Source organism: Natronoarchaeum sp. GCM10025703, from assembly GCF_042661985.1.
GTDB lineage: Archaea > Halobacteriota > Halobacteria > Halobacteriales > Natronoarchaeaceae > Natranaeroarchaeum.
In genome coordinates this window covers 102,736-128,151 of sequence record NZ_JBHSZF010000001.1, presented here as the reverse complement: position 1 = coordinate 128,151, position 25,416 = coordinate 102,736, and the positions used below count along the sequence as shown (strand labels likewise).

Sequence of the window (25,416 nt, the reverse complement as noted above, 5' to 3'; positions counted from 1 at the left end):
GTCCGCCATACGCGTCCTCATCCCGACCGTGAGCCGTCGCCCCGAACCGGGTGCGCAGCGTTCCGATACTCGACCTCTCGCGTCCCCGCAGCGGAATCCGGCGCGAAAACGTCCTCTCGTACGACCCCGTCCATATCCGGCGGGACGGCGTGGCCGCGAAGATGCAGAAGCGTCGGCGCGAGGTCGAGAATCGACAGCGTTCCGATGTCGCCAGTACCGAACGAGGGACCGATTGCCGCAAACAGTCCTGAGCGGGTGTTGACGCCGTTCCAGTCCTCGTCCGTGTCGCTGAACGCCGAGTCGTACCCGAGTTTATCCGAGATATGCACGTTCGATGCCTGATCGATCATAAGATCCGGTGCCTCGTCGGCGTACTTGCCGTGGAACAGTTTCTCGCCACGGAACACTTCCCGCGCTATCGGCCGGCCGGCGGGATCGGTCAGGGATTCGAGCCGTTCGATCAGTTCGGCCCGCAGCGACTCGTAGCGTTCCTCGCTCGTGACGTTCAGATACAGCGGGCCCTGTGCGCTACCGACGACGTCGGTATGCTCCCAGTCGGCGTTTTGCAGTTTGTTCCGCCCCATCCGTCCTTCCTCGTCAGCGAGGTTGTTGATAACCCACTGGGGAGTCAGCCGTTCGAGGGTATCCTTTACGTGGATACCGGTGAGGCGTTGATCGACCGCCGATACCAGTCGGTTGATCCGATCCGAGTTGACTCCGACGGTGCGGAGCGCATCGGCGACCTGATTGTCGAAGCGCAGATACCCCTGCTCTTGGAGCCAGGTGTTGACACGGAACACGGTGTGAATTTCGTTGTGTCCGTGGTCGCTCATCAACACGATATCGTGGCCTTCGTCGAGGAAATCGCCGAGATGCTCGTCGATGATCTTCCAGCCACGGCGAGTGTACTCACTGTCCCACAGGTGATGATGCAGGGAGTTGATGTAGAACGTCGTCACCTGCAGGAACGAGACGTCGTGCTCCGCGAACAGGTGCTTTGCGGCCCGAAAGCGCTGATCGATCAGATCGAGTTCCTCCTCGTATGCGGCCTCGTCTTCGTCCTCGGATCGATTGATCCGGGATACCCGGTAATCGAACCGGTCGACGAGTTCCTCCTCGACTGCCGGTGGCCAGGCGAATCCGGAGTTGCTCGCGTCCGGAGCGCCCGCGACGACGAACGAGTCCGACGTGTCGACCGATTTCGGGGGGAACGTCGTCGGCATCCCCATGACGCCCACTGGCTCGGAGCGGCCGATGATCTCCCAGAACTCCGTGTTCTCGTGATATCGCTCGCTCGGTAGATACACCCGATTGTTCTCGGTATCGACGTTTAACCACCAGAAGATGCCGATCTTCCCCGGGTTCTTTCCGGTCGAGTATGACTTCCAGTTGGGTGACGTCACGGGCGGTAGAACCGATTCGAGGTCGCCCGTCGTCCCTTCTGATAGGATCCGCCCAAAATTCGGCAACTCCCCATCGTCGATATACTTCTCGACGAGTTCGTAGTTCGCCCCGTCGAGACCCACGACTATGGTTCTCGGCATAGGATGTGTTCGAGTGGGCAGTCAGAAAAATACCGCAAGATCGTTCAGAGCGGTAAGAGATATCCTGCCCGGAATATCCCTGGCTTTTACGCTGCCCTCCAGCGGTTTCCACGAATCCCCGGATCGACTCTCGACCGACGAAACGTTCGTATACTCCCTTACTATCTGTCGGACTCACAAAGGAGACAGGCGGACCTGTCCGCTGATGGATACTGTACTCTTCTTCGGTCGAGAACGAACGGATCGGGAACGAAGCCGCGATTGGGACGGAAATCGGTAAGATGGGCTTATGCCACCGAACTGTTCACGCGGACGCCGCTCGCATTTCCGTGGTTTTCACTCGGTTCAAACCACGCTTACATCATGCCGCCCATGCCGCCACCCATGCCGCCCATGCCGCCGGGTGCGCCGCCAGGGCCGCCAGCCTCGTCGCCGCCCTTGTCGGTCGACAGTTCGCCAGCGGAGATGATGTCGTCGATCTTGAGCACGAGGTTCGCCGCCTCGGTGGCGGAGGTGAGTGCCTGCTCTTTGGCGTGTGCGGGTTCGACGACGCCAGCATCGTAGGTGTCGACGATGTCGCCGGAGAAGACGTTCAGTCCGGCGCGCTTGTCACCGCCCTCGTGGGCGGCACGGAGGTCGACGAGCGTGTCGATGGAGTCGAGTCCGGCGTTGCCAGCGAGTACGCGGGGGACGAGTTCGAGCGCGTCGGCGAACGCCTCGACCGCAAGCTGTTCGCGTCCGGAAACGCTGTCTGCGTAGTCGCGGAGACGTCGCGCGACTTCGACTTCGATTGCGCCGCCGCCGGCGACCACGCGGCCGTCGGAGACGGTCTGTGCGACGACCTCGAGTGCGTCGTTGATGCCGCGTTCGAGTTCGTCGACGACGTGCTCGGTCGAGCCGCGGATCAGCAGTGTCACACCGTGGCCGTCGCCGGAGACGTAGAACAGGTCGTCGGCGTCGTCACGGGTAACGTCGCCGTGGCCGAGGTCCGTGGCGTTGACAGCGGTGAGATCGGAGACGATGTTCGCGCCGAGGACCTCCTTGAGGAACTCGATGTCGGACTTCTTCGCGCGTCGGACGGCGAGGATGCCCTCCTTGGCGAGATAGTGCTGTGCCAGGTCGTCAATACCCTTCTGACAGAAGACGACATCGGCACCGGAGTCGACGATAGCATCGACTTTCGCCTTTATTTCGTCCTCCTCGCGGTCGAGGAACTGCTGGAGCTGGCTCGGATCGGTGACGCTGACCTCGGTGTCGGCGTCGGTCTCGTCGACCTCGACCGGGCTGTCCAGCAGCATGATCTCGGCGTCCTCGACCTCGCTCGGCATGTTGTCGTGGACGGGATCTTTGCTGATCACTGCGCCCTCGAGCAGGTCGGAATCGCTCGAGGAGTGACCGGTCTGAGTCTCGGTGTTGAGGAACTCCAGATCGACGACGTGGCCGCCATCGTCGTCCTCGACGGTGACCTTTCGGACGGCGTCGACGATAAGCTGGGAGAGATGTTCCTTGTTGAGTTCAGCGCCTTTACCGGTCATCGACGTTTCGGCGACCGAGCGGAGCAGATCCTCGTCGTCGGGGTCGACGTCACCGGAGATATCGCCGACTTCCTGTCGGGCCTGGTCGCTCGCGAGGTGGAAGCCTTTGATGATCGCCGTCGGGTGGATGTCCTGTTCGAGGAGATCCTCGGCGTTCTTGAGTAGTTCGCCGGCGACCGAGACGGCGGTCGTCGTGCCGTCGCCCGCTTCGTCCTCCTGTGTCTCGGCGACTTCGATGATCATCTCGGCTGTCGGGTTGTCGATGTCCATCTCCTTGAGGATGGTGACGCCGTCGTTGGTGATGGTGACCGATCCCATCGAGTCGACGAGCATCTTGTCCATCCCTTTCGGGCCGAGGGTCGAGCGGACTGACTCCGCCACGGCACGGGCAGCGGAGATGTTGTAGTCCTGCGCGTCCCGGTCCTGAACGCGCTGGGCGTCCTCGCTCATTACGATCATCGGCTGACCTTGCTGCATTCGCTGACTCATGTACAGACGATGGATTGATTGCGATTCTATATAAATCTGTCTATTTTACCGCCAACGCTTCCGTCCCTGTCGCCGATTAAAATTCGCTATTCGGTGTTTAGAGGGCGTCAGGCGCGATCGAACTCGATCTTCGTCTCTCGTATGTCTTTCTGTGGCTAGCTACCAGAAACAAATATTTATATACCAGCTCTCGTTCGCCACGGATACCCCTCGTTCGTCGGTATCCGGGCCCTGCTCGCTGCTGCGAAATCGAAACCTAATGCTGGGCTTTACGCTTCTCGGAGCGCCTTCGCGACGGCTTCTGCTCCGCTTTCCGCAGCGGTCGCGTCGCTTCCTCCGGATCGTTCTCGTCGAGTTCGCCGATCGACCAGAGGATTCCCGCCCGCATCTCCGACTTCGGCGGCAGCGTTCCAGTGTCAATCTCGTAGTCGACTGCCTCACAGATCGCGGCCAGTGCCTCTTTGGTGAACGCCGTCGACTCGACGCGCTCGTACCTGCCTGTCTCTACCCGAATCTCGTTTCAGAAGCTCGTCGACGGTCGGTGACATAACGGGAGGAGGGCGGGACGTCGAAAGAAGGTTTCGGGGGTGTGGTTCTGCGGGGGAGTTTCTGGACAGGGAGTTGAACCCGATGCAAATCCTCGCTTACGCTCGGATTTCCGTGGTTCAAATCCCTTCAATCGGGTATTTGCCACTCACGAGTTGTTCGTGACAAAATACGCCAGGACAGGGATTTGAACCCTGAATCCCGAAAGGGAACACGCTTTCCAGGCGTGCGCCTTACCATTCGGCCATCCTGGCTCACCTGAAGGTAATCCCGTCCCGTGTTTAAGCATTTTCTTTCCGACTCAACCACCAGCCTTCGCCGTAGTAGGTCGTCACTGCCGAGACGACGCCGACCAGCGCCGTCAGGGTGGCAACGCCCCACAGCGGGACCGAATCGCCGCCCAGCAACACGTAACCGTTCTGCAGGACGAGAAACGAGAGTGCCCCGACGACGCCCCACAGCAGACTCGACTTGACGCGCGGCCTCACGGCTGGGTTGCGATGGCCTCGACTTCCACGCCGACACCCTTCGGTAGCTTCTCGACGCCGACGGCGCTCCGGGCCGGTGGCTTCGACTCGAAGTAAGATGCGTACGTATCGTTCATCGCGTCGAAGTCGTCGATGTCGTCGAGGAAGACGGTCACCTTCAGGACGTCTTCGGGCCCGAGACCGTCTTCTTCAGTACCGCGACGAGGTTGTCCAGGGCCTGCTCGGTCTGGACGTCGATCAGTTCGTCGTCGAGCAGTTCCCCGTCCGGGGTGAGCGGGATCTGTCCCGCGGTAAAGAGCAAGTCGCCGTTCGTGGTCGCCTGACTGTACGCGCCGACTGCGGCCGGCGCGGCGTCGGTGCTGACGATGCGTTTCATGCGCGAGTGGTCGGGCGGCGTCGACAAAAAACGGCCGGTCCTGTCGGTTGCCGAAACGACTTACCAAGACCGGGAGAAACCGCCACCCGATGACCGACGGACGCGAGTACGACAAACTGGTGCGCGATGAGATCCCGGAGATCATCCACAAGAGCGGCGAGACGCCGATCGTTCACGTCGCCGACGACGTAGAGTACGGAGAGCGCCTCGCGGACAAGCTCGGTGAGGAAACCGCGGAGTTCCGCGAGAGCGGCGATCTCGACGAACTTGCAGACGTACTCGAAGTCATCCGGGCCATCTGTCGCCATCGGGACGTCGAGTTCGAGCACATAGAGACGATCCGCGAGGAGAAAGCCAGCGAGCGTGGCGGTTTCAGCGATCGGATCGTCCTGGATGCGGTCGAGTCGCCGTCTCAGGAGAGCAACTCGACCTCGTAGTCCCGCTCTTCCATCCCTGCGATGAGCGTGGCAACGTGCTCTTCCCCCGTGTCTCCAGGTCCAGTTCGACCTCGGCGGCGTTCATGCCGATATCCCGCGAGGTCCGGTCGTGCTGGATCGCGTAGATGTTGGCCTGCTGGGCGGCGATCACGTCGATAAGGTCGTCCAGTGCGCCTGGGCGGTCCTTGAGCACCGTCCGGAGCCTGACGTACCGGCCGGTCTCGACCAGTCCGCGCATGATGACGGTCGTAAGTGTGTTCAGATCGATGTTCCCGCCACAGAGGCAGGGGACGATGGTTTCGTCCTCTTCGAACTCGAAGCGCTCGTTGAGCAACGCGGCGAGCGTCACTGCGCCGGCCCCCTCGACCAGCGTCTTGGATCGCTCCAGGAGGTAGGTCAGTGCGACGGCGATTTCCGAGTCGTCGACAGTGACGACCTCGTCGACGCGCTCTTCGATCACGTCGAAGGTCCGATCGCCGACCCGTCTGGTGGCGATGCCGTCGGCGATCGTATCGACGCTCTCGCGCTCGTAAATCTCGCCTTTCTGCAGGGACTGTGCGACGCTTGCGGCCCCCTCGGCCTGCACGCCGATCACGCGAATATCGGAGTCGTAGCCCTTGAGGGCGGTGGCGATCCCGGAGATCAGGCCACCGCCACCGATCGGGACGATCACGGTCTCGACCTCGGGGAGGTCGTCGACGATTTCGAGACCGATCGTCCCCTGTCCGGCCATGATCATCGGATCGTCAAAGGCGTGGACGTAGGTCCGCCCCTCCTCGGCCTCGATCTCGTGGGCGTGCTCCGCCGCTTCGCTGTAGTCGACGCCCTGTAGAACGACCTCCGCCCCGTAGTTTCTGGTCGCTTTCACCTTCGAGATCGGGGCGTGCTCGGGCATCACGATCTTGCTGTCGACGCCGGCACGACTCGCCGCGAGCGCGACGCCCTGTGCGTGATTGCCGGCGCTTGCGGTGACGACACCGGCCTCGCGCTCCGCGTCACTCAGCGTCGCGATCCTGTTCGTCGCGCCGCGGATCTTGAACGCCCCGGTCCGCTGGAACGTCTCCAGTTTCAGGTGGACGTCCGCGCCGGTCATCTCCGAAAAAGTGTGCGAGTACTCCAGGGGTGTGTGGCGGGACGTCTCTCGAACCCGGTCGCGGGCCGCGAGCACGTCGTCGGCATCGATCATACCGCCCCGTACGAACGGACCCATTAAAGGATCTGTTGACCACCGGCGCAGGTCAGTCCGCCGGGCAGCTCCTGCCCGGATCGGCATACGACGCCTGTCGAACAGCCGTCTGACGATATTTTCACTACGCCGCTGTACTGCGGTTTCACTTCCACTCCGGAGGGCTGGGGTTTATGATGTATCCACTACCTCTACTGGATTGCACGTCACACGCGCCGTGCATCATCCTCTATTCCCCCTTCGGAGTGACTCACCGAGAGCTAACAGTAAAAGGGCTAGCAAACTGAAATGTTAGTATGAGTATCGACGATGCCGTCCGAGCGGCCTACCGCGGGTACCGGTCTCAACCCTCCGATATACTGCCGTACTACTTGCTTGGGCTGGCGACGCCGGCAATCGCGCAGACGGTCATGCTCGTCGGAATCCTCAGTGGCTATCTGGTGATGCTCTCCCAGAACACGCTCGAACCGATCCTCACGGAGGTAGAGACGCTCGGGCCGTTCTCGATCGACGGTCCAGGAATGGGGCCCGACCAGCAGAACGGCCAGACGATGATCGACGGCCAGTCCACCGATGCACTGGCGACCGCGGCCGAGAATGCTCTGACGCCGGAGCTACTGCTGTTGGCGCGCTAACTATCGTCTCGCTGGCCCTCGCCCTGTTCCTGATCAACGCCGTCGTCAGCACTGGCCAGGTCCACGCGGTGTATGCCGTCCTCCGCAACCGACCGGGACTGCGGGCTGGCGTCGACGGTATCGCACGGGACTACCGGCGGTTCGTCGGCCTCGCACTCCTCGAAATCGGTCTCATGGCCGTCCTTACCGGCGTCCTGATCGGGAGTGTAGCGGCGGCGTGGGTCCTGGTTAGCGAGGCGACTGGCGTCCTGGTCGGCCTTCTCGCAGCACTCGTCTGGCTGCCACTGATCCTGTTTATCTGGGTGGCGTTTCTCTTCGCCCCACAGGCGGTCGTCGTCGAGGACGTGGGCGTGTTCGCTGCCGTCAGACGGAACCTCGGGTTCGTCCGGAACAACCTGTTGACGACCGGACTGTACGTCGTCCTGCTGATCGCGGTCGGGGTCGCAACGTCGACGCTCACCGGCCTGTTCCAGTTTATCGGGACGCCGACGCTGGCGGCGCTGGTCAGTTCCCTGGCCGTGATCCCCCTGCTGGATTTCGTCAAGACGTGGCTGTTCGCCAGCGAGCGAACCGAGCACACGCTCGTCCCGCGTCCCCGCGAGCGCGGCCTCGGCGCGCGGTTCGTCGCGGCGCTCCGACGTGGCTGGGCCGAACTCACTACCTTCGTCCGCTCGACCCCGACCTATCACGTCGCGAGTACCGCAATCTTCGTCGTGAGCGGTTACGCTGGCTGGCTGTTCAGCGCTCGACTCGATCCCGTCCTGCAGGCCTCTATCACGAACCGCCTCGTCGGCTGGTTCCCGCCGGTCGAAGCGATCAATCTCACCGCGAACAACTGGCAGGTCGGCGTCGCACAGGCGTACTCGGGGCTTGCCGCGGGCATCCCGACGATCGTCACGCTGTTTTACAACGGCTTCTTCCTCGGCGCGATTGCCCGGTTCGAGACCAACACCATCGAACTGATCGCCTTCGTCGTCCCCCACGGCATCATCGAGATTCCATCACTGCTGATCGCGGGTGCGCTCGGCCTCTATCTCGGGCGGTCGACGCTCCGACTCGCCCGTGGTCGGTACAGCCGCGAAGCGATCACTGGCGATATCGAGCGGGCCTATCACGTCCTCGTCGGCCTCCTGCTCCTTTTTGCCGTCGCCGGTCTGATCGAGGCGTTCGTTAGCCCGTACTACTCCGGCCTGATCGGCCTCTGAACAGGATGTCGCGACTACTGGCTCTCCGGTAGCGTCGCCAGGAAGAACGGTTTCGTCCCCTCTTCTGTCGTCGGATCTCGAACGTCCCACACGCCCTGCACCTCGAAGCCGAACGCCTGCAGATCCTCGCGCGTCGCCTCGGTACCGGCCATCGACCAGCGCATCTCCGTACCGCTGTCCAGCCAGTCAGGGTTCGAGCCGCTCCATTCGACGCCGCCCTCGGTGAGGAGTAGCTCTCCGCCCGGCCGAAGGACCCGCTCGAACTCCTCGATGACGGCCCGGTGCTCTTCGAGCGGGACGTGAATCAGCGAGTAAAGCGCAGCGAGAGCGTCGAACGAGTCGTCGGCGAACGGTAGCGCAGTCATGTCGCCCTGTACGAGTCCGCCTGCGACACCCGTTCGTGCCAGCGACAGTTGCTCGCGAGAGAAATCCAGCCCGACGCCGCTCTCGCCCGCCGCGGCAAGCGGGGCATCACCGGCGCCACAGCCAGCGGAGAGCACGCGTTCGTCGCCGCCGAGACCCTCGCAGAACCGCTCGACAGGTTCGGGAAGCGCCTCCTCGCGCACCGCCTCGGTATACTGCTCGAAGTAGTCGTCCGCCATCTCGTCGTACGCATCTCGGACGGCACGCCGGTCGTTCATACCTGTCGTTTTCCGGAGAGATATTTCAGTCTTGGCACGGTCGACGGGTTGCCGTTCGTGAAGTTCTGACTTCGGGTCACGCCTGTCCGATAGCGAGCATGTGGACGGAGATGTCTGCAACCGCCGGGTCCTCGTTGGTCATCCCGATGGCTCGTTCGAGCGCCGCCCGCTCGGACTCGCTCCGGTCGGCGAGGACGTCCCGAAGGTCGGCGTCGTGAAACGGGGAACCGAGTCCCTCCAGACCGACCACCTCGCCCACCGATACTCCGGCATCGGTGAGTAGCCCGGCAAACTCCTCTCTACGGAAGAAATGGGTATCGGTGAACACCATCTCGTAGCCGTGCTTCTCGAGTAACTCCGCGTCGTAGTCGCCGTGTTCGAGCAGTTCCGGGAGCGCTTCGAGATACGACCCGCTCAGCGCGTATAGCTGTACCGCGCCGAGCAGTCCCATCACGGAGACGAACAGCGGCGCTTCCGGCGCCGTGATCCGGCGCAGTTCTTCGACTGCGCGCACCCGCTCGCCATCATCGAGTACGTGAGAGAGCGCCCCGCCGAGACAGCAGGTCGCGTCGAACCGATCCGCCGGTAGCGGGAGATCCGTAATCGAGCCCTGGAAGACCGACACCTTGGACTCGACACCGCGCTCGGCCGCGTGGCGACGCGCCATCTCGACCTGCCGCTGGCTGAGGTCGAGTGCGATGACCTCGTAGCCCCGCTCGGCCAGCCAGACCGCATACCGGCCGGCACCACACCCGGCGTCGAGAACGTGGCCCGACTCGGGGAGGCCCGCTTCGAGCGCGCTGATCGTCTCCTCGAACTCCAACCGACCGTCGATGCCGGTTTCGAGGCGGTCCCACTCGTCGTGTCCGTACTCGTCGTAGAACTGCTGGGGGCCATCAGTCGGCTGCTGCATACTGCTACGCCGGTGTGGAACGATTGTAAACGTACCTGTCGACCGAGGTGGTCGTGACGGCCGAGGGGACAGCAAAGAGGGCTCTCGGCGTCGCGTAGACTGAACGGGAAAGACGCCGCGCCGCGTGACGTCTACCGCTCGTCGAGCGGCGTGAACGTCTGGTCTTCGGGGCCAGTGTAGCGTGCTCGCGGGCGAATGAGGCGGTTCTCGTCGAGATACTCGACAACGTGGCCGACCCAGCCACCGACGCGGCTCATCGCGAAGATGGGGGTGTACAGATCGAGCGGGATGCCCATCTGGTAGTAGGTCGTCGCGGAGTAGAAGTCGACGTTCGGGGCGATCCCCTTGTTCTCGGCCATGTACTCCTCGATGGCGACGCTCATCTCGTACCATCTGGTGTCGCCGGCGGCCTCGCCGAGTTCCCCGGATTTCTCGCCGAGGATCTTCGCGCGTGGGTCCTTGACGTCGTAGACGCGGTGGCCGAAGCCGGGGACGCGTCGCCCCTCGTCCAGCGCCTGGATGACCCAATCGACCGGGTCCTTCTCTGCGGCGTCGACCTCTTTGAGCATCCGCATCACGTTCTGGTTCGCGCCGCCGTGAAGGCCGCCCGAGAGCGTTCCGATGGCGCTGGTGACGGCGCTGTGGACGTCAGCGAGCGTGCTCGCGGTCACCATCGCGGAGAACGTCGAGGCGTTCAGGCCGTGATCGGCGTGTAGCACGAGCGCCATGTCGAACGTCTCCGCGAGGACCTCGTCGGGCTCCTCGCCGTTTAGCATGTAGAGGAAGTTCTCGGCGTGATCGAGATCCGTCCGTGGCTCGATCGGCTCCTCGCCGTCACGAATCCGGCTGAACGCCGCCAGCACGGTCGGCATCTTCGCCGTGATGCGTCGACCTTTCCGGAGGAGCGCGTCGCCGTCCTCGGCGTCGTAGCCACTCTCCTCGGGGTCGTACGCCGACAGCATGGAGACAACCGTCCGGAACGCGGCCATTGGATCCTCGTCCTGTTCGGCGAGTTCGCTGACGACGTCGATGACGCCGTCGTCGACCGATCGCTCCTCGGCCATCGTCGCCTCGAAGTCGGCGAGTTCGTCGCGATCCGGAAGATGTCCGTGCCAGAGCAGATACAGGACTTCTTCGTAGCTCGCGTCACGCGACAGATCTTCGATGGCGTAGCCGCGGTAGATCAGTTTCCCGACGTCGCCGTCGATATTGCTGAGTTCTGATTCCGCGACGAGGACGCCCTCTGCCCTTTTTGACCTCGTCTGACATACCCATACGCTTTCAGACCGTAGGGGAAAAACATTGCCGTTTGTCCCTGATAGTTTCTGCTCTTCGTCGAAGAAATGACTGCTCGACACCGTCGAATATGGGATTTTCAACGGTGTAACGTGTAGCTAACTGGGAATGGAACCGACTCGGCACCTACTCGCTCCGGACGAGTCTCCAGGCGGAGTACGCAGTCAACACCAGCGTCAGCGTCAGCGATAGCGCGAACCAGATCACTGCGGTGAGACCGGCGTACAGCAGCGGATTGTGCGTTGTCTGGGCCGGCGCGATGACGAAGGCCACGTACAGCAGTATCGACAGGACGAAACTCGCTGCGACCGAGAGTTTGGCGTTACGTCCGACGCCCAGCGCGGCCGCGAACCGTTTGGTCCCGTCGTGATCGGGGCCGGTATCGGCGCTTTCTATCGGTTCCTGAGACACGCTATGATGTAGGAACGGCCCCCACTAATCCGCGTCGGTTTCTGCAGGAGTTCGACGCTCAACTCTCCGCCGCGTACGCCTCGAACTCCTCGCCGAAGAGCAGGAAGTAGCCTGTCCCGACGAGACCGATCACCGTCGCAATCGAGAAGGCCAGGACGGGATCGCCCTCGAACAGCACCTCGCCGGTCAGCGGGTTCGAGAACCCGTCCCAGATGAGGCCGCCCAGCGCCGCGCTTGGAATGACGACGACGTTTCGGAGCAGATAGTACGCCCCTGTGACGCGCCCGCCGGTCCCCTGCTCGGCAGGCCCGACGATCAGCGCCTTGTGTGCAGGCAGTCCCGCGAACCGGAGTCCGGAAAATGCAAAGAGTACGGCCAGTGCAAGGGCATTTTGAGGAGCCTGAATGAGCAGTACCGGGAAGACGGCGTAGACCAGAAAGCCCGCGGCGACGACGGGTTTCAGCCCGACGCGTTCGGCGATTTTCGCCGCCGGAATCATCACCAGCAGGGCGACGAACATCTCGAGGCCGAGCAGGATGCCGAAGTACGCCTGCGGCGAGAGCGAGACAGTACCGAGTGTCGGCAGGGACAGCGAGAGCCCGACGTCCAGAAACTGCGTGACGACGAGCACGAAGAAGATATAGACCATCCCGTTAGCAAAGCGTACGAGGATGTCGCCGACGAGCAGCGGGCGAAGCGGACCGGGCAGGTTTTGAAGGTCCTCGCGTAACTGTGCGAGTCCCTCGAACTCCTTGCCGAAGCTATCGTCGGTGGCGTCGTAGAGGCGATGCTGGGCGAGCGTTCCGAGCACGCCGAAGCCGATTGCGACCAGCAGGATCAACTGGAAGGCGAATACGACGTCGTCCGCGGCGCTGGTGAAGGGCGCGAAGATGGCGGCCGCGATCAGTGGGCCGACGAGAAAGGCCGTCCGGCGAAAGCTCTCGGTGCTGGCAAAGCCCGCGGCCAGTCGCGAGGGTGGGACGGCTTGCTTGACGATGGCGTAGGTCGCGCCGAGGCCGAAGGACTTCCACGCCTGCGCAAGTACGAGTCCGAGGAAGATGGCGACAATCGACAGCGAGACGGGACCGACCGTGACATCCAGCAGCGGCGCGGCGAGCCAGATACCGAACCCGAGCGTCGTGACGAGACCGAACGCCGTCAGCGCGTACCGCGAGCCGATCCGATCGGATATCGCACCGCCGGGGTAGGGGTAGACCGCGCCGATGATGTTGCCGAACGTGCCGTAGAGGCCGATGACGAGCGCGCTCGCACCAAGCGCGCTCATGTACTCGGCCATGTATCGCCCGGTCATCTGGAAGCCGAGACTAAAGGCGAACATCGCCAGCGAGAGGACGAGGACGTCCCGTTCCAGCGCGAAGAACTGTCTGAACGGGTCGAAAACGTCGGGTTCGGCCTCCGCAGTGTCCTCGGCTGCCATACACGTTCGATTTCGACACCCCTTCGTGAAGTGATTTCGGTCGCCGGCAACCCCATTCATCGGCGACTCGAACTTCTCTCAACCACAAGAGGTTCAAACCAGGACGACACAGCAAGTGGTGATGCGTTTCGCGGATCGCCGTCTCGCCGTGCTCTCCTTCTCGCCGTCGTACCGGCGGCGCTGTTGACCTCCAAAACCGCGGTACTCGGCGCGGTTGAGACGCTTGCGGCGGACCCGCTTCTCTTCGGTGGCGCCGTGGTACTCCTCTATCTCTTCCGCCCGCTCGTCCTGTGGCCGACCACACTGGTCGCGGTGGCCGTCGGCTACGGGTTCGGCATCGCGCTGGGGTTTCCGGTCGCGCTTGCGGGAGCAGTCCTCACGTCGGTTCCGGCCTTCTACGCCGGCCGGTGGGTCGCCGCGGGGTGGAACTGTGGTGTCGTCGCGCGACTCGCGACGGCTGGAAGCCGCTTTTTCGACGCGACCGGCGACTTCCGTGGCGTCGTCGCGGGCCGACTTGCACCCGTCCCTGCCGACGCGGTCAGCGCCGCTGCCGGGATGGGCAACGTCCGACTACGAGTGCTCGCGGGCGGCGTGCTGCTCGGCGAACTCCCGTGGACGATGGCGGCCGTCGTCCTCGGTAACTCGTTCCATACGATATCGACGGCCGGCCTCGGCGGCGTCGGGACGCGACTGGGGGTCATCACGACGCTCGCCGCGATGGTTTTGCTCGCCGGCCCGGCCTACGAGCATCTCGTAGAGAGTCGCCGTTCGGTCGGGAACCGCTCTCAGTAGAAGGTGTCCGCACAGTCGAAGATCACGCCATGCTGGGGACAGACGTACTTGCAGTGGCGGTGGTACATCGCCGTCCCGCACCGGGGACAGGGCCGGCCACCGTCGCCCGTCTCGGCTCCCTCGTCGACGTCATCTGCCATACCCTGCCGTTCTCGCTCCGGCGACAAGATTCTTCGCTCTCTATCATCGGCCGTCGCCGCAGTCGCGGTTCGTGAGCCCCGACAGGACCCCTCAGTCGCGACTCGGCAACCGCGTCACCCGCCCCGGCGTCGTATTGAACCGCCAGACACGCCGGCCTTCCCGGGCCGGAAAGACGCGGTCGATCTGTCGCAACCCCGCTTTCACGCAGTCCCACCAGGTCTCGCTCGTCTCGTAGCCTGCGGGATACTCCTCGTACAGCGCCTCGATGAACTCGTTGCGTTTGGCCTCCTCGCGGTCTCGCAGGAAGACCAGCGCCGCCCCGACGGCGATCCGGCGGCGCTCTATCAGCGTCTCGTCGTGGCCCGGCACCTCGATGGCGTCGAGGTCGGTGATCGCTTCGCCGGGGCGTTCGCCGTCGTCGAGGTCGGCCGGTAGTTCGTAATCGAGGCCGCTTTCGGGGCTTCCGTCGAACGTCTCGCCAGTCTGGCGGACTGCCGACCGGGCGAATGCGTCGAGGCGTTCGTTCTCGACGCCGGATAGCTCAGTAGCGAGTTCGTTCACCGAGTCGTCCTGGATCCGCGCGGTTCGGGGTTCACGGACTGGCTCCCTGCTCTCCTCCGGTTCGGTGCCGGTCGTGAGGGCGTCCCCATCGAGCGCCTCGGCTTCGTCGGCGTCGTCGAGTTTGGCTTCAGCTCCTCGACGCGCTCGGTAAAGGCAGAGAGCACCTGCTCGCGGTCCGAGCCGACTTCGATGTCGGTCCGGTGGTCGACGACCCAGCGGAGATACGCCTCGCGGGATTCGAATCCCAGCAGCTCTCGTTCTGTATCGAGGCTCTCGGCGAGCGACTCAGAGACGTCCAGATGGATCGTCGGCATCTGTCGGTCGTATGCCGGGTAGGAATAAAAAGCGCGTCAGACGATGTTACGTCAGCACTCCGACCAGCCGCAGGACTCGCAGGTCTTGCAGCCTTCGGAGTAGTGCAGCGTCAGCGAGCCACACTCGGGACACTCGGGGCTCTCGCCCGCATCGATGAGGTCCTGTGAGGCGTCGGATTCCTGGACCTGTTCGGTCGCGCCGTCGGGCGTCCCGACGTCGAGTTCCGTCCCGCTCTCGGCGTCGACGCCGCCGTCGGTCTCGCGAGCCTCCTCTTCGAGTTCGGTCAGACTTTGTTGCTGTGGGTACGCCTTCTCGATTTCGCCGTCGAGATAGCGCCGCATCGCGGTGCCGATGGCGTCCGGGATGGACTGGATCTGTTCGCCCTTGTCCCAGGCGACCTTCGGCGAGCGGATGCCCTGCAGTTCGTCGGCGATCTCCTCGGGGTCGACGCCCGACCGAAGCGCGGTCGAAATCGTCTTCGCGAGCGCCTCGGTGAAGGAGGCGGTGAAGCCGCCGGAGTTGCCGATGTTGGCGAATAGCTCGAACGGACGCTCGGCCTCGGGATCCTCGTTGATGTTGACGTAGAGTTTCCCGTAGCCGGTGTCGATGCGCTGGGTGACGCCGTGGAGCACGTCCGGTCGTGCGCGCTTGCTGGCGTACTCGCCGTCGACTTCCTCGCCGTCGGCGATGCTGAGTAGCTCTTCGACCTCCCGGTCGAGCGCGGCCTGGACGTCCTCGTTCTCGAGGAAGCCTTCGAGTCCGCCGAACACTTCCTCGATCTGCTCGACGAGGGCCGCCGCGGCCTCCTGCTCGTCGGCGAACTCGGCGTTCTGTGCACGGGTCGTCAGTACCTGCTTCGAGCGGGTACCGTCGCGGTAGTAGGTGACGCCCTTGCCACCGTTATCGTAGACCCACTCGAACACTTCCTTGGCGTCCTCGGTGGTCGAGTCGTTCGGCGCGTTGACGGTCTTCGAGATGGCCGAGTCGACGCCAGTCTGGCAGGCACACTGGATCGCGGCGTGCTGTTTGGCGGTGAGGGCACCGGTCGTCACGAACAGTTCGCCGATGGCGTCCGGGACGGTGGTCAGCCCGTCCACGCCGTCGAACTCGTTGGTGGCCATCTGCTCCTGGGCCTCCTCTTTGACGGCGTCGACGTCGATGCCGTTGTCCTCCAGCGTGCGGAGAAAGTAGTCGTCGAACTCGACGAGCATCTCGTCGCCCTGGACGTCACCGGAGACGTTCTTGTAGAAGGCGACGTTGTAGATCGGTTCACAGCCACCGGTCGTGTTGCCGATCATCGAGGTGGTGCCGGTCGGCGCGATGGTCGTCGTGTTGTGGTTACGCATCGGGAAGCCGTCTTCCCAGTCGTCGGCGTCGAGGCCGGTCTGGCGCTCGAACCACTCGCGGTACTCGGTCGGGTTGGCGTACTTCGAGTCCTCCCAGTCGGCGAAGGTACCGCGCTCGGTGGCGAGTTCGTGGGAAGCGTTCTTCGAGCCGTGGTTGATGTGGGTCATCAGCTGGCTTGCGACCTCGTTCGAGGCCTCGCTCCCGTAGGAGATGCCGAGCTGGATGTATAGCTGGGCCAGTCCCATAATTCCCAGTCCGATCTTACGCATCTCGCGGACCTTCTGCTCGATCTTGTCGACGGGGAAATCGGACATCGTGACGACGTTTTCGAGGAAGCGGGTGCCGTATGCGATGCGGTGATCGAGCTCCTCGAAGTCGATGGCCTCGTCGAGGAAGGCATCGATTGCGGCTTCCTGACTCGCATACTCGTCGCCGTGGTTGTCGTACCAGATTCGCCAGTCGGGGGCGTCCTGGGCTGCGAGCGTCGAGAGGTTGATGTGGCCGAGATTACAGGCCTCGTACTCCTCCAAGGGTTGCTCACCGCAGTTGTGAACTACGAGACCGTTAGCGACGAACGAGTTCGTGTCAGGTTCGGTCAGGTCGTAGACCGCTTCGTGGCCATCATGTTCGACCGACTCGACGGTCGCGTCGAAAGACTCGCTGTACGGACCACGATCGTAGGCATCGAGCCGTTCATCGAGGGCTTCGTTCTTCGAGTCGATCATAAACCCGATCTCCTCACGGAACCGAACGAGATCGTCCTTCGAGATCAGGAGATCGTGATCGGCCTGACGCTCGTACTCTGCCGTACCACCGTTGCCGTCCGGCATCTCCTGTAGACCCGCTTCGTGACGCTCTTCGTAGATCTTACTGAAGATGCCGAAGTTCAGCAGTAGGCGCTGGACATCTTTGAGCAGGTCGGTCTCCGTGCTCGTCAACCGTACCGAGACGCCCTTTTCGACGTTGCCTTGCACACCACCATCGGCGGTAAACAGCGCCCGAAGGAACTCCTGAGCTATCTCTTCGCTACCGCGCATAACGGTGTCGGGGACCTGTAGTTTGTTCTCCGTAAGCCCGGCCTGTTCGGCGAACTCGTAGAGCCGGGTCGAACGGATCCGTTGCTCGATCGCCTGTGGACCACGATACTCCTCGTCCCGTGAAATATCGTTGACGCCGATCTCGTAATCAGCGTTACCCGTCGGCTCACGCACGATCGTATTAGCGTCGTCTGCGAACTGTTCGGAAATCTCGGAGTCTTCGTCGTAGAAGTTGAGAACGGCGCGCTCTTCGTCGTGTTTGAGGTGGCCGTCTCCGACGAGCCACCCGAGCACACGACCCTCCTCGGCGCTACCGTGCTGTCCGAATTCACCTTTGCGATTCTGGACGTTGACGGTATCACCTGCATCGAGGTTCTGAGCTTCGATCCAGCCATTATCCGTCATTACGCGGTGATCTGCGGTCAGACGTAGCTCGTATCCTTCCTCTGTTGTTAGCTTGTAAACGTCCTTTTCGCCAGTCTTGTAGACACTGGATGCTTCTTTTACGCGGTCCTCGCTGAGCCGCCCGTCGACGACGACATCACGCGCAACGCCTTGCTCATACAGTTCTTCAGCCGGAACAAGCCCGTTTTCGGTGCTAATCAACGTCTCTCCCGTAACACACGGGTTCGTCGCGAGGATGCGGTGGTCGGGGTGTTTCTCGACGTCGAAGGAGTGCCGTTTGTTGACGCGTTCGAGGTAGATGACGCCCGGTTCGCCGTTCTCGTGTGCGCCCTGGATGATCCGCTCCCAGATCAGTTCTGCGGGGATCGATAGCACTTCGCCGGCCTCGACATACTCGCCGAGGTCGAACATCTCGTAGAGTTCGACGGTCTCCGGCGTCGCGATGTGAGGCTCCTCGGTCCGGGGGTTCGTGAAGGTGAACTCCTCGCCGTTCTGTAGGGCCTCCATGAAGCCGTCGGTGACGCCGACGGAGATGTTGAAGTTCGAGAGGTGCCCCTCGACGGCGTTCCGGAGATGCTTGGGCACTTTACCGTCCTCGTCGATCAGTTCACGGGACTCCTCGAGCGCCTCGGCGAAGGAGTTGTGCGTGAAGTCGTCGGGGTCGTTCAGGCGAAGCGTCTCGGCCAGCGAGACGTCCTTGTTCTTGGCGTGAATGAACTGGATGACGTCGGGGTGGGAGACGCGCATGACGCCCATCTGTGCGCCGCGGCGCGCGCCGCCCTGTGCGATCGTCTCGCACATCTGGTCGTAGGTGCGCATGAAGGTGATCGGCCCCGATGCGATGCCGCCGGTCGAGCCGACCGGATCGCCGTAGGGGCGGAGTTTCCAGAAGGCATAGCCCATGCCGCCGCCGCTCTGGAACACCTGTGCGGCTTCCTTGGCTGTCTGGTGGATATCGTCGATGTCGTCCTCGGGCGAGTCAACGAAACAGGCCGACAGTTGCTGGAGTTCGTCGCCGGCGTTCATCAGCGTCGGCGAGTTCGGCATGAAGTCGAGATACTCCATCATCTCGACGAACTCGTCGGAGACGTCCTCGACGTGCTCGCGGATCTCCGTCGGCAGTTCGGGAACGATGGTTTCGTACGCGAACTTGTTGACGTTGTATACCGAAAGCGTCGTCTTGGCACTGCTCGCGGTTTCACCGCTCGCATGTTCGGAGGCCTCCTCACTGTCGGCCTCCCAGTCCTCGGCGGTCGTTCCTTTGCCGAACACTTCGGCGGCGAGTTCGTCACGACGTGGGTGGTCAGGTTTGAGCTGATCGGGTGTAACCGTGATCTCGGTGTCCTGTTTCTCGGCCTCGAACACCGCCTCGGCCAGCGCGACGTTCTCGCCGACGCGCTCGAAGAGGCCCTCGGGCGTCTCGATGAGTTCGCCATCGGCGTCCTTGCGCAGGTATCGTGCGGGCAGGATGTTGTTGTAGGCGTTCCCCGTTAGTCGGTCCTCGAGGGTATCGCCTTCCGTGCGTTTGATCGGAAGCGTGAGTTCGTCGGCGGAGAGCTCCACATCGCTCATGCGGCGCTCACCATCGTCGAATCGTCGTGCTGTCTGGCATTTTTGTAATTTGTGTGCGTCATAGTTCGGGGTAATCGGTGACGGACCATTGCTACTGATTCCATCCTCATAAAACGACTGAATCGGGACGTGTTTGCACTAATACAACTCTAGTTTCACAGATGGCTCTCCGGTTGGATCTGAGTGCGACCACTGTCCCTGTCAGTCGCCGGTCCGGGTCTGTACGTACAGTAGCGTGGCGGCATATTAATACTAGGTCATTCGCGGTGAAAGTGATATCGTCTCCAGCCGTCTCGACTCCCTCTGTGGATTTTACTTTCGGTAGGCTGGGACTGCCCGGACGTACCAGATGCCTCCCACAAAGGTTATCATGCGTGCTGAACTGTTAGGTTCCATGCTCAGTTCGATTGCAACGTCGATGCTGCCGGCGGCCTTCGACGCCGTGCCCTCCAACCCGCTAGCGCAGGCGTTCGTCGGCCTCGCCCTTCTCGCGCTCGTAACGATTGTCGGTCGGTTTCTCCTCAGTCTCGCCTGGAAGCTACTTCTGATCGCGACGGTCGTTATCGGTGTCCTCTATGGACTGACACTCGTCGGAATCTAGAGGCTCTCGAGGAAGTTCTCGATCAGGTCGTGGCCGACGCCGGTTAGCACGCTTTCCGGGTGGAACTGGACGCATTCGATCGGATACTCGCGGTGACGGATCCCCATCACGAGTTCTTCTCCGTCGTGTTCTGCGGTCGCCGTGACCTCGAAACAGTCCGGTACCTCCGTCGCGATCAGCGAGTGGTATCGCCCGCCGCGAAATCCCTGGTCGAGACCGGCGAAGACGCCAGTCGCGTCGTGGTCTATCGACGACGCTTTGCCGTGGATCGGCGATGGCGCGCGTCCGACCGTCCCGCCGTACTCGTAGACTGCCGCTTCGAGACCCAGACAGACGCCGAGCGTCGGCACTTCCGGGCTGACGTCGCGGAGCACGTCCATCGTAACCCCGACATCCCGGTCGTGTTTCGGGTGACCGGGCCCGGGACTGATGATGATCGCGTCCGGTTCTTCGTCCCGAACCGCCGCTGGTGAGGCCGTATTTCGCAGGATAGCGGTGTCGGCGTACTCGCTGACGTACTCGACCAGATTGTAGGTGAACGAATCGAAGTTGTCGATGAAGAGGACTTTCGGCCGGTCTTTCGCCGTCGTCCCCGTCGCCTCGGTTGCGTCGCTCATCGGCGTACCTCCGAGGCCGCCTCTGCTTGCTCCTCGATCCGATCGATTGCCGCCAGGACGCCGCCCATCTTCTTTTCAGTCTCCTCGTACTCGGCGGTTGGCTGGCTGTCGGCGACCAGCCCTGCGCCCGCCTGCACGGTGATCCGGTCCTCGTCGCCGTGTTCGATCGTTGCGGTCCGAATGACGATCGCCATGTCGGCGTCACCGGTCCACGAGAAGTAGCCGACGCCGCCGCCGTAGATTCCCCGAGGTTCGCGTTCGAGGTCGTCGATGATCTCCATCGCGCGGATCTTCGGCGCGCCCGAGAGCGTTCCGGCGGGGAACGAGGCCCGCGTCGCGTCGAAGGCATCAGAATCCGCGGCCAGTTTCCCGGTGACAGTGCTCTCGATGTGCTGGACGTGCGAATACTTGAGGACGTTCATGAACTCGTCGACGCGGACGGATCCGGGTTCGCTCACCCGCCGGACGTCGTTTCGCGCCAGATCGACCAGCATCGTGTGTTCGGCCCGCTCTTTGGCGTCCGCGAGCATCTCTCCGGCCAGTCGACGGTCCTCGACTGGGCTCTCGCCGCGGTCGCAGGTGCCGGCGATGGGGTTCGCCTTCACTTCCTCGTCCTCGACCGAAACGAGCGTCTCGGGGCTCGCGCCGACGATGGTCAGATCGTCGTAGCCGAGCAGGTACATGTACGGCGAGGGGTTGATCTCGCGGAGCGCGCGATAGAACCCGAGCGAATCGATATCGCCGTACAGTTCGCGCTTTCGGGAGACGACTGCCTGATAAACGTCGCCGTCGAGGACGTGCTCTTTCGCCGCGCGCACCGCGTCCTCGTACTCGTCCTGCGGGCCGGCGACCTCGCGGTCTCGGATGAACGGTCCGCAGTCGGGGTCGCTCGCCCCGTCGAGGAGTTCCTCCACGCGTTCGGCCTCCGTCACGAGGTCCTCGTAGATAGCGTCGACGTCGTCGTCCTCGCGCACGACCGGCGTGAAGACGAGCGAGAGCGTTCCCGCGACCTCGTCGAACACCAGCGTCTTCGTGTTCAGGACGAACTGCGCGTCGGGGAACCGGGAGTCGGGCCGCTCGACGCCGACGGACTCGTACTCCTCGTCCGTCGAGCCCTGACTCTCTTCGCTCGGCAGGACGCCCACGTCGTCGAGCCAGAGATCGTAGACGGCGTCGTAGGCGAGAAAGCCGACGAGTCCCCCGTCGAGTTGGCGGCGGTCGCCGTTCTCGAACCCGGCGAGGTCGGCGTCGGGGAGCGCCGAACGCAACGAGTCGGTCGCGTCCTCGCCAGTCGGGTCGATCAGGTCGCCGTAGCGCTCGTCGCCAAGCACCTCCACGTCGGTTTCGTCCGGGTCGACGGTCACGACCGCCGCGGGGTCGTAGCCGACGAAGGAGTAGCGTGCGTGTCGATCCGCCGACGCGCTGGCCGGCCGGAAGGCCCCATCCGGATCGCTGGAGGCCGTCTTCTGGGCGCTCTCCAGCAGGAAAGCGTAGTCGGCGGGGGCCGTCTCCGTTGTCCGGCCGGTCAGCGCCGCGTAGGCCGACAGCGGCGAGACGTCGAGGTCGAGGTCGACTGCCGTCCGGACGACAACTGCGTCCGCCCCGTCGCCCTTGACTGCATCCGAGACGTGCTGTCCAAACTGCGCGCTGTCGGGTGTGAGTTCCGTCATGCTATCGTCTCCATCCCTTCGGCCGCGTTCGCACGGGCGACGAACCGCGCGACTGCGTCGGGATCTTTCCGTGAGTCGTCCTCGCCTATCGTCTCGCGCTCGACGCCGCTCGCGACGTCGACGCCGTACGGTTCGACGGTCTCGACGGCCGCGGCGACGTTCTCGGGCGTGAGACCGCCCGCGAGAATCACCGGGGCATCGAGTTCGGCGGCCACTGTGGCGGTCCGGTCCCAGTCGTGGGTCTCGCCGGTGCCGCCGCCACCCTCGCCGTCCGCGGAGTCGACGAGCAGCGCATCGACGGCATCGACGTAGCGCTCACAGCGTTCCGGTTCGTCGGCGTCGACTGCCTTGACTACCGTCGCCGGGACCTGCTCCGTCACCGTCGCCGCGTCGGCGGGCGAGAGGTCGCCGTGTAGCTGGACGGTGTCGGGCTGGATCCGCTCCGCGAGGTCGACGGCGCGCGCGGCGCGTTCGGGCATCGTCACCAGCACCGTCGAGGCGAAGGGTGGAACCTCGCGTACGAGGTCTGTGGCCCGGTCGACCGTCAGGTCGCGCGGTGTATCGACCGGCACGTCGACGATGAACCCCAGTGCGTCAGCGCCGGCGTCGACGACCGTCTCGACGTCCTGCTCGCTCGTCAGTCCACAGATCTTGACCCGCGTCATACGCCGGTCCGTAGCTGTTCAGCTTCTCGGCGGCGGCACCCGACTGGATCGCCTGTCGGGCGGCGTCGACGCCGGCTTCGAGCGAGTCGGCCTCGCCCGCGACGTAGATGGCCGCGCCGGCGTTCGCCAGGATGATCTCACGTTTTGCGCCCTGCACGTCACCCTCGACGATTCCGCGCATATCGGCGGCGTTCTCGCTCGGCGTTCCGCCCGAGACTGCTTCGATGGGGTGAACGTCCAGCCCGAGATCGGCGGGCGTCAGCACGTACTCCTCGATCCGGTCGCCGTCGACCTCCGCGACGGTCGTCTCGTCGTGGACCGTGATCTCGTCCATCCCCGCACCGTGGACCACGAGCGCGCGTTCGACGTCCATCTGCGCGAGCGCCTGGGCGAGCACCGGCACGAGGTCCGGATCGTAGACGCCGACGATCTGGGCGTCCGCTCCGGCGGGGTTCGTCAGCGGCCCGAGCACGTTGAAGACCGTTCGCATCCCGAGTTCCTTACGCGGGCCGATCACGGCCTTCATCGCGGGGTGGAACACCGGCGCGAGCATGAAGCCGATCCCGTCGGTCTCGATAGCTCCCTCGACGGCTGACGGCTCCGCCTCGACGTCGACGCCGACCTCCTCCAGCACGTCGGCACTGCCGGAGTTCGACGACACCGAGTAGTTGCCGTGCTTGGCGACGGGGACGCCGGCCCCGCTGGCGACGATGGCGCTCGTCGTCGAGACGTTGATCGTGTCGTAGTCGTCGCCGCCGGTGCCGCAGGTGTCGACCAGCGGCGTCCGGTCGGGCGTGATCGTCCGCGCGGCGTCGCGCATCCCCTCGGCGAAGCCCGCAATCTCGGTCTCAGTCTCGCCTTTCGAGCGGAGCGCGGTCAGCAGGGCACCGATCTGCGCCTCCGTTGCGTCCTCGAACACGGCGCTCGCCGCCTGCCGTGCTTCCGTCTGTGTCAGGTCCTCGCCCTCGGTCACACGTTCGATGTAGTCTTGCATTAGAGGTCACCAATGAACTGTTTAGTCTTACAATGTACAACTTCGTACACTAACTTAAGCGTGTCGCACTCTCACCATGTGGTGATTCCGCACCCGGCGGCCGAATCCGAAACCTTCAATTGTGTCCCCGGGATATCTGTGAGTGCAGAAAGAAGCGCACCAGACGGGGTTTGTGGTCTAGTCTGGTTATGACACCTCCTTGACATGGAGGAGGCCGGCAGTTCAAATCTGCCCAAACCCACTCCAATTCTCGCGCCGCTCACCTTCGAGCGGCGCGTGTTTGAATTACGTGCAGGCATTTTGAACGAGAGAACGCCGAGTGCAACGAGGCGTTCGCGTTGTTCAAATCTGCCCAAACCCACTTTTCCGAACGCTACTCGACGAGCGCAGGCTCTCAGTCTTGAACCCCCACAGGCTCCTCCACCGATTCACCCCCCATCTCTCCACGCTCTCCGAACTCCTCCAGTCGCGCCTGACGCATCCCCACCGACTCCCCGGCGAGCGCGTACGGTAGCAGAATCCGCACCGCGTTGAGCACGAGGATCAGCAGGATGGGCGCGAGAAAGAGCCCGTAGAAGCCGAAGACGACGGGGCCGACGACGTACGAGAGCAGCAACAGTCCGGTGTGGGTCTCCGCACCGCTGATGTGCGCCCGGATGAAGAAGTCGGGGATGAAGTCGACGAGGACGCCGCTGACCGCCAGCAGTCCAGCGACCGGCAGGAGCAAGGAGAGGTCGCCGGCGGTCCAGGCGTTCACCGCGAGCAGGCCGACGACGGGGACGTAGACGAGTTTGATGCCGACGACTGGGATCAGGCTCCCGATGCCGGCGAGTGCGGCGACCAGTCCCGCGTAGGGAATCTCTATCGTGGGAGGAGCGAACAGGTTGTAGCCGTAGAACGTGACGAGGGCGACGATAGCCGTGATGAACACGTTTACGATGTTGCCAAAGAGCGTCAGCGAGAGGTCGGGGTCGACGGCCTGGGCGTACCGTCGGCCGACACCGGACTCGTCGTAGGTCGTGAATAGCCAGTCGACGAGTTGGGGGCCGTCGACCAGCATGTAGTAGGTCAGCACGACGAGGACGAGGAACTGGACGATTGCGCCGCTAACGAGGCTGATGACTACCCCGAGATTCGCCAGCAGGACGCCGATCGAACCGGGCGTCGCTGCGTCGGTTAGAAGCCCCTGCAGTTGGGTCAGGTCCAGGGCGGCGAGGTCGCTCCCCTCCAGTACCTGCTGGAGATAGCTTGCCTCGACGTCGTAGGTCATGAGAAAGTCCTGCGTCTCGATGGCGACGATAGCGAGGGTGTAGCCGATGAGGAGGACGAACGGGATTCCGAATAGGACGAGCGCGAGCATCGCGCGGACCCGTGTCGGGAGGTCGAACCGGGCGAGCGACCGATGGATCGGACGGACGGCGTAGTACAGAAACACCGAGAACACGAGGACGGCGAGAAACGAGTAGGCGACGTACGCGACGAGCACGAACAGCGCGGCGACGAAGCCGCCCACGAGCAGTCGGCGGCCGAACGAGCGATCATAGTTCATTGGTTCGACA

21 protein-coding genes, 2 tRNA genes and 5 pseudogenes are annotated in these 25,416 nt (G+C 63.4%); 6 read left to right on the top strand and 22 right to left on the bottom strand.

Annotated features, from left to right (window positions below; all coding sequences use genetic code 11):
- Positions 1-17 precede the first annotated feature (17 nt).
- The 6 genes and pseudogenes from ACFQH2_RS00715 to ACFQH2_RS00690 form a co-directional block, all read right to left on the bottom strand.
- Positions 18-1,544: an alkaline phosphatase family protein gene (locus ACFQH2_RS00715; RefSeq protein ID WP_377055867.1), complete on the bottom strand. Its 1,527-nt coding sequence runs from the start codon at positions 1,542-1,544 to the stop codon at positions 18-20.
- A 356-nt stretch (positions 1,545-1,900) separates the two neighbouring features.
- Positions 1,901-3,556 (bottom strand): thermosome subunit beta, encoded by a 1,656-nt coding sequence (gene thsB, locus ACFQH2_RS00710; RefSeq protein ID WP_377057124.1) that lies wholly within the window; start codon positions 3,554-3,556, stop codon positions 1,901-1,903.
- Between the two features lie 281 nt (positions 3,557-3,837).
- Positions 3,838-4,116 (bottom strand): annotated as a pseudogene (locus ACFQH2_RS00705) (hypothetical protein).
- A 170-nt stretch (positions 4,117-4,286) separates the two neighbouring features.
- Positions 4,287-4,368, bottom strand: a tRNA-Ser gene (locus ACFQH2_RS00700).
- A 27-nt stretch (positions 4,369-4,395) separates the two neighbouring features.
- Positions 4,396-4,602 (bottom strand): hypothetical protein, encoded by a 207-nt coding sequence (locus ACFQH2_RS00695; RefSeq protein ID WP_377055863.1) that lies wholly within the window; start codon positions 4,600-4,602, stop codon positions 4,396-4,398.
- Positions 4,599-4,978: pseudogene (locus ACFQH2_RS00690) on the bottom strand (Rid family detoxifying hydrolase). The gene ACFQH2_RS00695 and the pseudogene ACFQH2_RS00690 overlap by 4 nt, the downstream one beginning before the upstream one ends.
- Before the next feature lie 89 nt (positions 4,979-5,067).
- Between ACFQH2_RS00690 and ACFQH2_RS00685 the strand changes: the two are divergent.
- Positions 5,068-5,415: a hypothetical protein gene (locus tag ACFQH2_RS00685; RefSeq protein ID WP_377055859.1), complete on the top strand. Its 348-nt coding sequence runs from the start codon at positions 5,068-5,070 to the stop codon at positions 5,413-5,415.
- Here ACFQH2_RS00685 and ilvA read toward each other — a convergent pair.
- Positions 5,391-6,601, bottom strand: a pseudogene (ilvA, locus tag ACFQH2_RS00680) (threonine ammonia-lyase). The gene ACFQH2_RS00685 and the pseudogene ilvA overlap by 25 nt on opposite strands.
- Positions 6,602-6,897: 296 nt before the next feature.
- Here ilvA and ACFQH2_RS00675 point away from each other — a divergent pair.
- Entirely contained in the window at positions 6,898-7,236 is a 339-nt protein-coding gene (locus ACFQH2_RS00675) for a hypothetical protein (RefSeq protein WP_377076335.1), read from the top strand.
- Positions 7,237-7,304: 68 nt separating this feature from the next.
- Positions 7,305-8,441 (top strand): stage II sporulation protein M, encoded by a 1,137-nt coding sequence (locus ACFQH2_RS00670; RefSeq protein ID WP_377076334.1) that lies wholly within the window; start codon positions 7,305-7,307, stop codon positions 8,439-8,441.
- A gap of 14 nt (positions 8,442-8,455) precedes the next feature.
- Here the strand turns inward: ACFQH2_RS00670 and ACFQH2_RS00665 are convergent, their stop codons facing one another.
- From ACFQH2_RS00665 to ACFQH2_RS00645, 5 genes and pseudogenes are all read right to left on the bottom strand, one after another.
- Positions 8,456-9,082 (bottom strand): class I SAM-dependent methyltransferase, encoded by a 627-nt coding sequence (locus ACFQH2_RS00665; protein WP_377055853.1) that lies wholly within the window; start codon positions 9,080-9,082, stop codon positions 8,456-8,458.
- 76 nt (positions 9,083-9,158) lie between these two features.
- Positions 9,159-9,995 carry a class I SAM-dependent methyltransferase gene (locus ACFQH2_RS00660; RefSeq protein WP_377055851.1) on the bottom strand — a complete coding sequence of 279 codons (837 nt, stop codon included), beginning with the start codon at positions 9,993-9,995 and terminating at the stop codon, positions 9,159-9,161.
- A 131-nt stretch (positions 9,996-10,126) separates the two neighbouring features.
- Positions 10,127-11,264: pseudogene (gene citZ / locus ACFQH2_RS00655) on the bottom strand (citrate synthase).
- A 153-nt stretch (positions 11,265-11,417) separates the two neighbouring features.
- A complete protein-coding gene (locus ACFQH2_RS00650; protein WP_377055847.1) occupies positions 11,418-11,702 on the bottom strand; it encodes a DUF7536 family protein in 285 nt (94 codons plus the stop codon).
- Positions 11,703-11,760: 58 nt separating this feature from the next.
- On the bottom strand, positions 11,761-13,140 hold the full coding sequence (locus ACFQH2_RS00645; protein ID WP_377076333.1) for an MFS transporter: 1,380 nt from the start codon (positions 13,138-13,140) through the stop codon (positions 11,761-11,763).
- 183 nt (positions 13,141-13,323) lie between these two features.
- Here ACFQH2_RS00645 and ACFQH2_RS00640 point away from each other — a divergent pair, with 183 nt between their 5' ends.
- The gene (locus ACFQH2_RS00640; protein ID WP_377076332.1) at positions 13,324-13,932 is read left to right on the top strand and encodes a TVP38/TMEM64 family protein; all 609 of its coding nucleotides are present in this window, start codon (positions 13,324-13,326) and stop codon (positions 13,930-13,932) included.
- Here the strand turns inward: ACFQH2_RS00640 and ACFQH2_RS00635 are convergent.
- The 5 genes and pseudogenes from ACFQH2_RS00635 to ACFQH2_RS00615 all read right to left on the bottom strand — a co-directional run.
- Positions 13,926-14,072, bottom strand: coding sequence for an HVO_2523 family zinc finger protein (locus tag ACFQH2_RS00635; RefSeq protein WP_377055841.1), 147 nt, complete (start codon positions 14,070-14,072; stop codon positions 13,926-13,928). The genes ACFQH2_RS00640 and ACFQH2_RS00635 overlap by 7 nt on opposite strands.
- A 91-nt stretch (positions 14,073-14,163) precedes the next feature.
- A complete protein-coding gene (locus ACFQH2_RS00630; protein WP_377076331.1) occupies positions 14,164-14,634 on the bottom strand; it encodes a hypothetical protein in 471 nt (156 codons plus the stop codon).
- Complete coding sequence (locus ACFQH2_RS00625) at positions 14,631-14,948, bottom strand: hypothetical protein (RefSeq protein ID WP_377076330.1); 318 nt, start codon at positions 14,946-14,948, stop codon at positions 14,631-14,633. The genes ACFQH2_RS00630 and ACFQH2_RS00625 overlap by 4 nt, the downstream gene beginning before the upstream one ends.
- Before the next feature lie 51 nt (positions 14,949-14,999).
- Positions 15,000-18,764, bottom strand: a complete 3,765-nt coding sequence (locus tag ACFQH2_RS00620; protein WP_377057122.1) for an LAGLIDADG family homing endonuclease — start codon at positions 18,762-18,764, stop codon at positions 15,000-15,002.
- A gap of 39 nt (positions 18,765-18,803) precedes the next feature.
- A pseudogene (locus tag ACFQH2_RS00615) lies at positions 18,804-19,310 on the bottom strand (ribonucleotide reductase N-terminal alpha domain-containing protein); the annotation flags it as partial.
- A gap of 394 nt (positions 19,311-19,704) precedes the next feature.
- Here ACFQH2_RS00615 and ACFQH2_RS00610 point away from each other — a divergent pair.
- Positions 19,705-19,911 carry a hypothetical protein gene (locus tag ACFQH2_RS00610; RefSeq protein ID WP_377055837.1) on the top strand — a complete coding sequence of 69 codons (207 nt, stop codon included), beginning with the start codon at positions 19,705-19,707 and terminating at the stop codon, positions 19,909-19,911.
- On the opposite strand, the gene trpG is transcribed toward ACFQH2_RS00610, so the two are convergent.
- The 4 genes from trpG to trpD are packed head-to-tail and all read right to left on the bottom strand — an operon-like array spanning position 19,908 to position 23,857.
- On the bottom strand, positions 19,908-20,528 hold the full coding sequence (trpG, locus tag ACFQH2_RS00605; protein ID WP_377055835.1) for an anthranilate synthase component II: 621 nt from the start codon (positions 20,526-20,528) through the stop codon (positions 19,908-19,910). The genes ACFQH2_RS00610 and trpG overlap by 4 nt on opposite strands.
- Positions 20,525-22,198 carry an anthranilate synthase component I gene (gene trpE / locus ACFQH2_RS00600; protein ID WP_377055833.1) on the bottom strand — a complete coding sequence of 558 codons (1,674 nt, stop codon included), beginning with the start codon at positions 22,196-22,198 and terminating at the stop codon, positions 20,525-20,527. The genes trpG and trpE overlap by 4 nt, the downstream gene beginning before the upstream one ends.
- Positions 22,195-22,863, bottom strand: coding sequence for a phosphoribosylanthranilate isomerase (locus ACFQH2_RS00595; RefSeq protein WP_377055831.1), 669 nt, complete (start codon positions 22,861-22,863; stop codon positions 22,195-22,197). Before ACFQH2_RS00595 ends, trpE begins: the two co-directional genes overlap by 4 nt.
- The gene (gene trpD, locus ACFQH2_RS00590) at positions 22,793-23,857 is read right to left on the bottom strand and encodes an anthranilate phosphoribosyltransferase (RefSeq protein ID WP_377076329.1); all 1,065 of its coding nucleotides are present in this window, start codon (positions 23,855-23,857) and stop codon (positions 22,793-22,795) included. The genes ACFQH2_RS00595 and trpD overlap by 71 nt, the downstream gene beginning before the upstream one ends.
- 166 nt (positions 23,858-24,023) lie before the next feature.
- On the opposite strand from trpD, the gene ACFQH2_RS00585 reads away from it, so the two are divergent.
- Positions 24,024-24,098, top strand: a tRNA-Val gene (locus ACFQH2_RS00585).
- 153 nt (positions 24,099-24,251) lie between these two features.
- Here ACFQH2_RS00585 and ACFQH2_RS00580 read toward each other — a convergent pair.
- Complete coding sequence (locus tag ACFQH2_RS00580) at positions 24,252-25,406, bottom strand: AI-2E family transporter (RefSeq protein ID WP_377055827.1); 1,155 nt, start codon at positions 25,404-25,406, stop codon at positions 24,252-24,254.
- Positions 25,407-25,416: the final 10 nt, after the last annotated feature.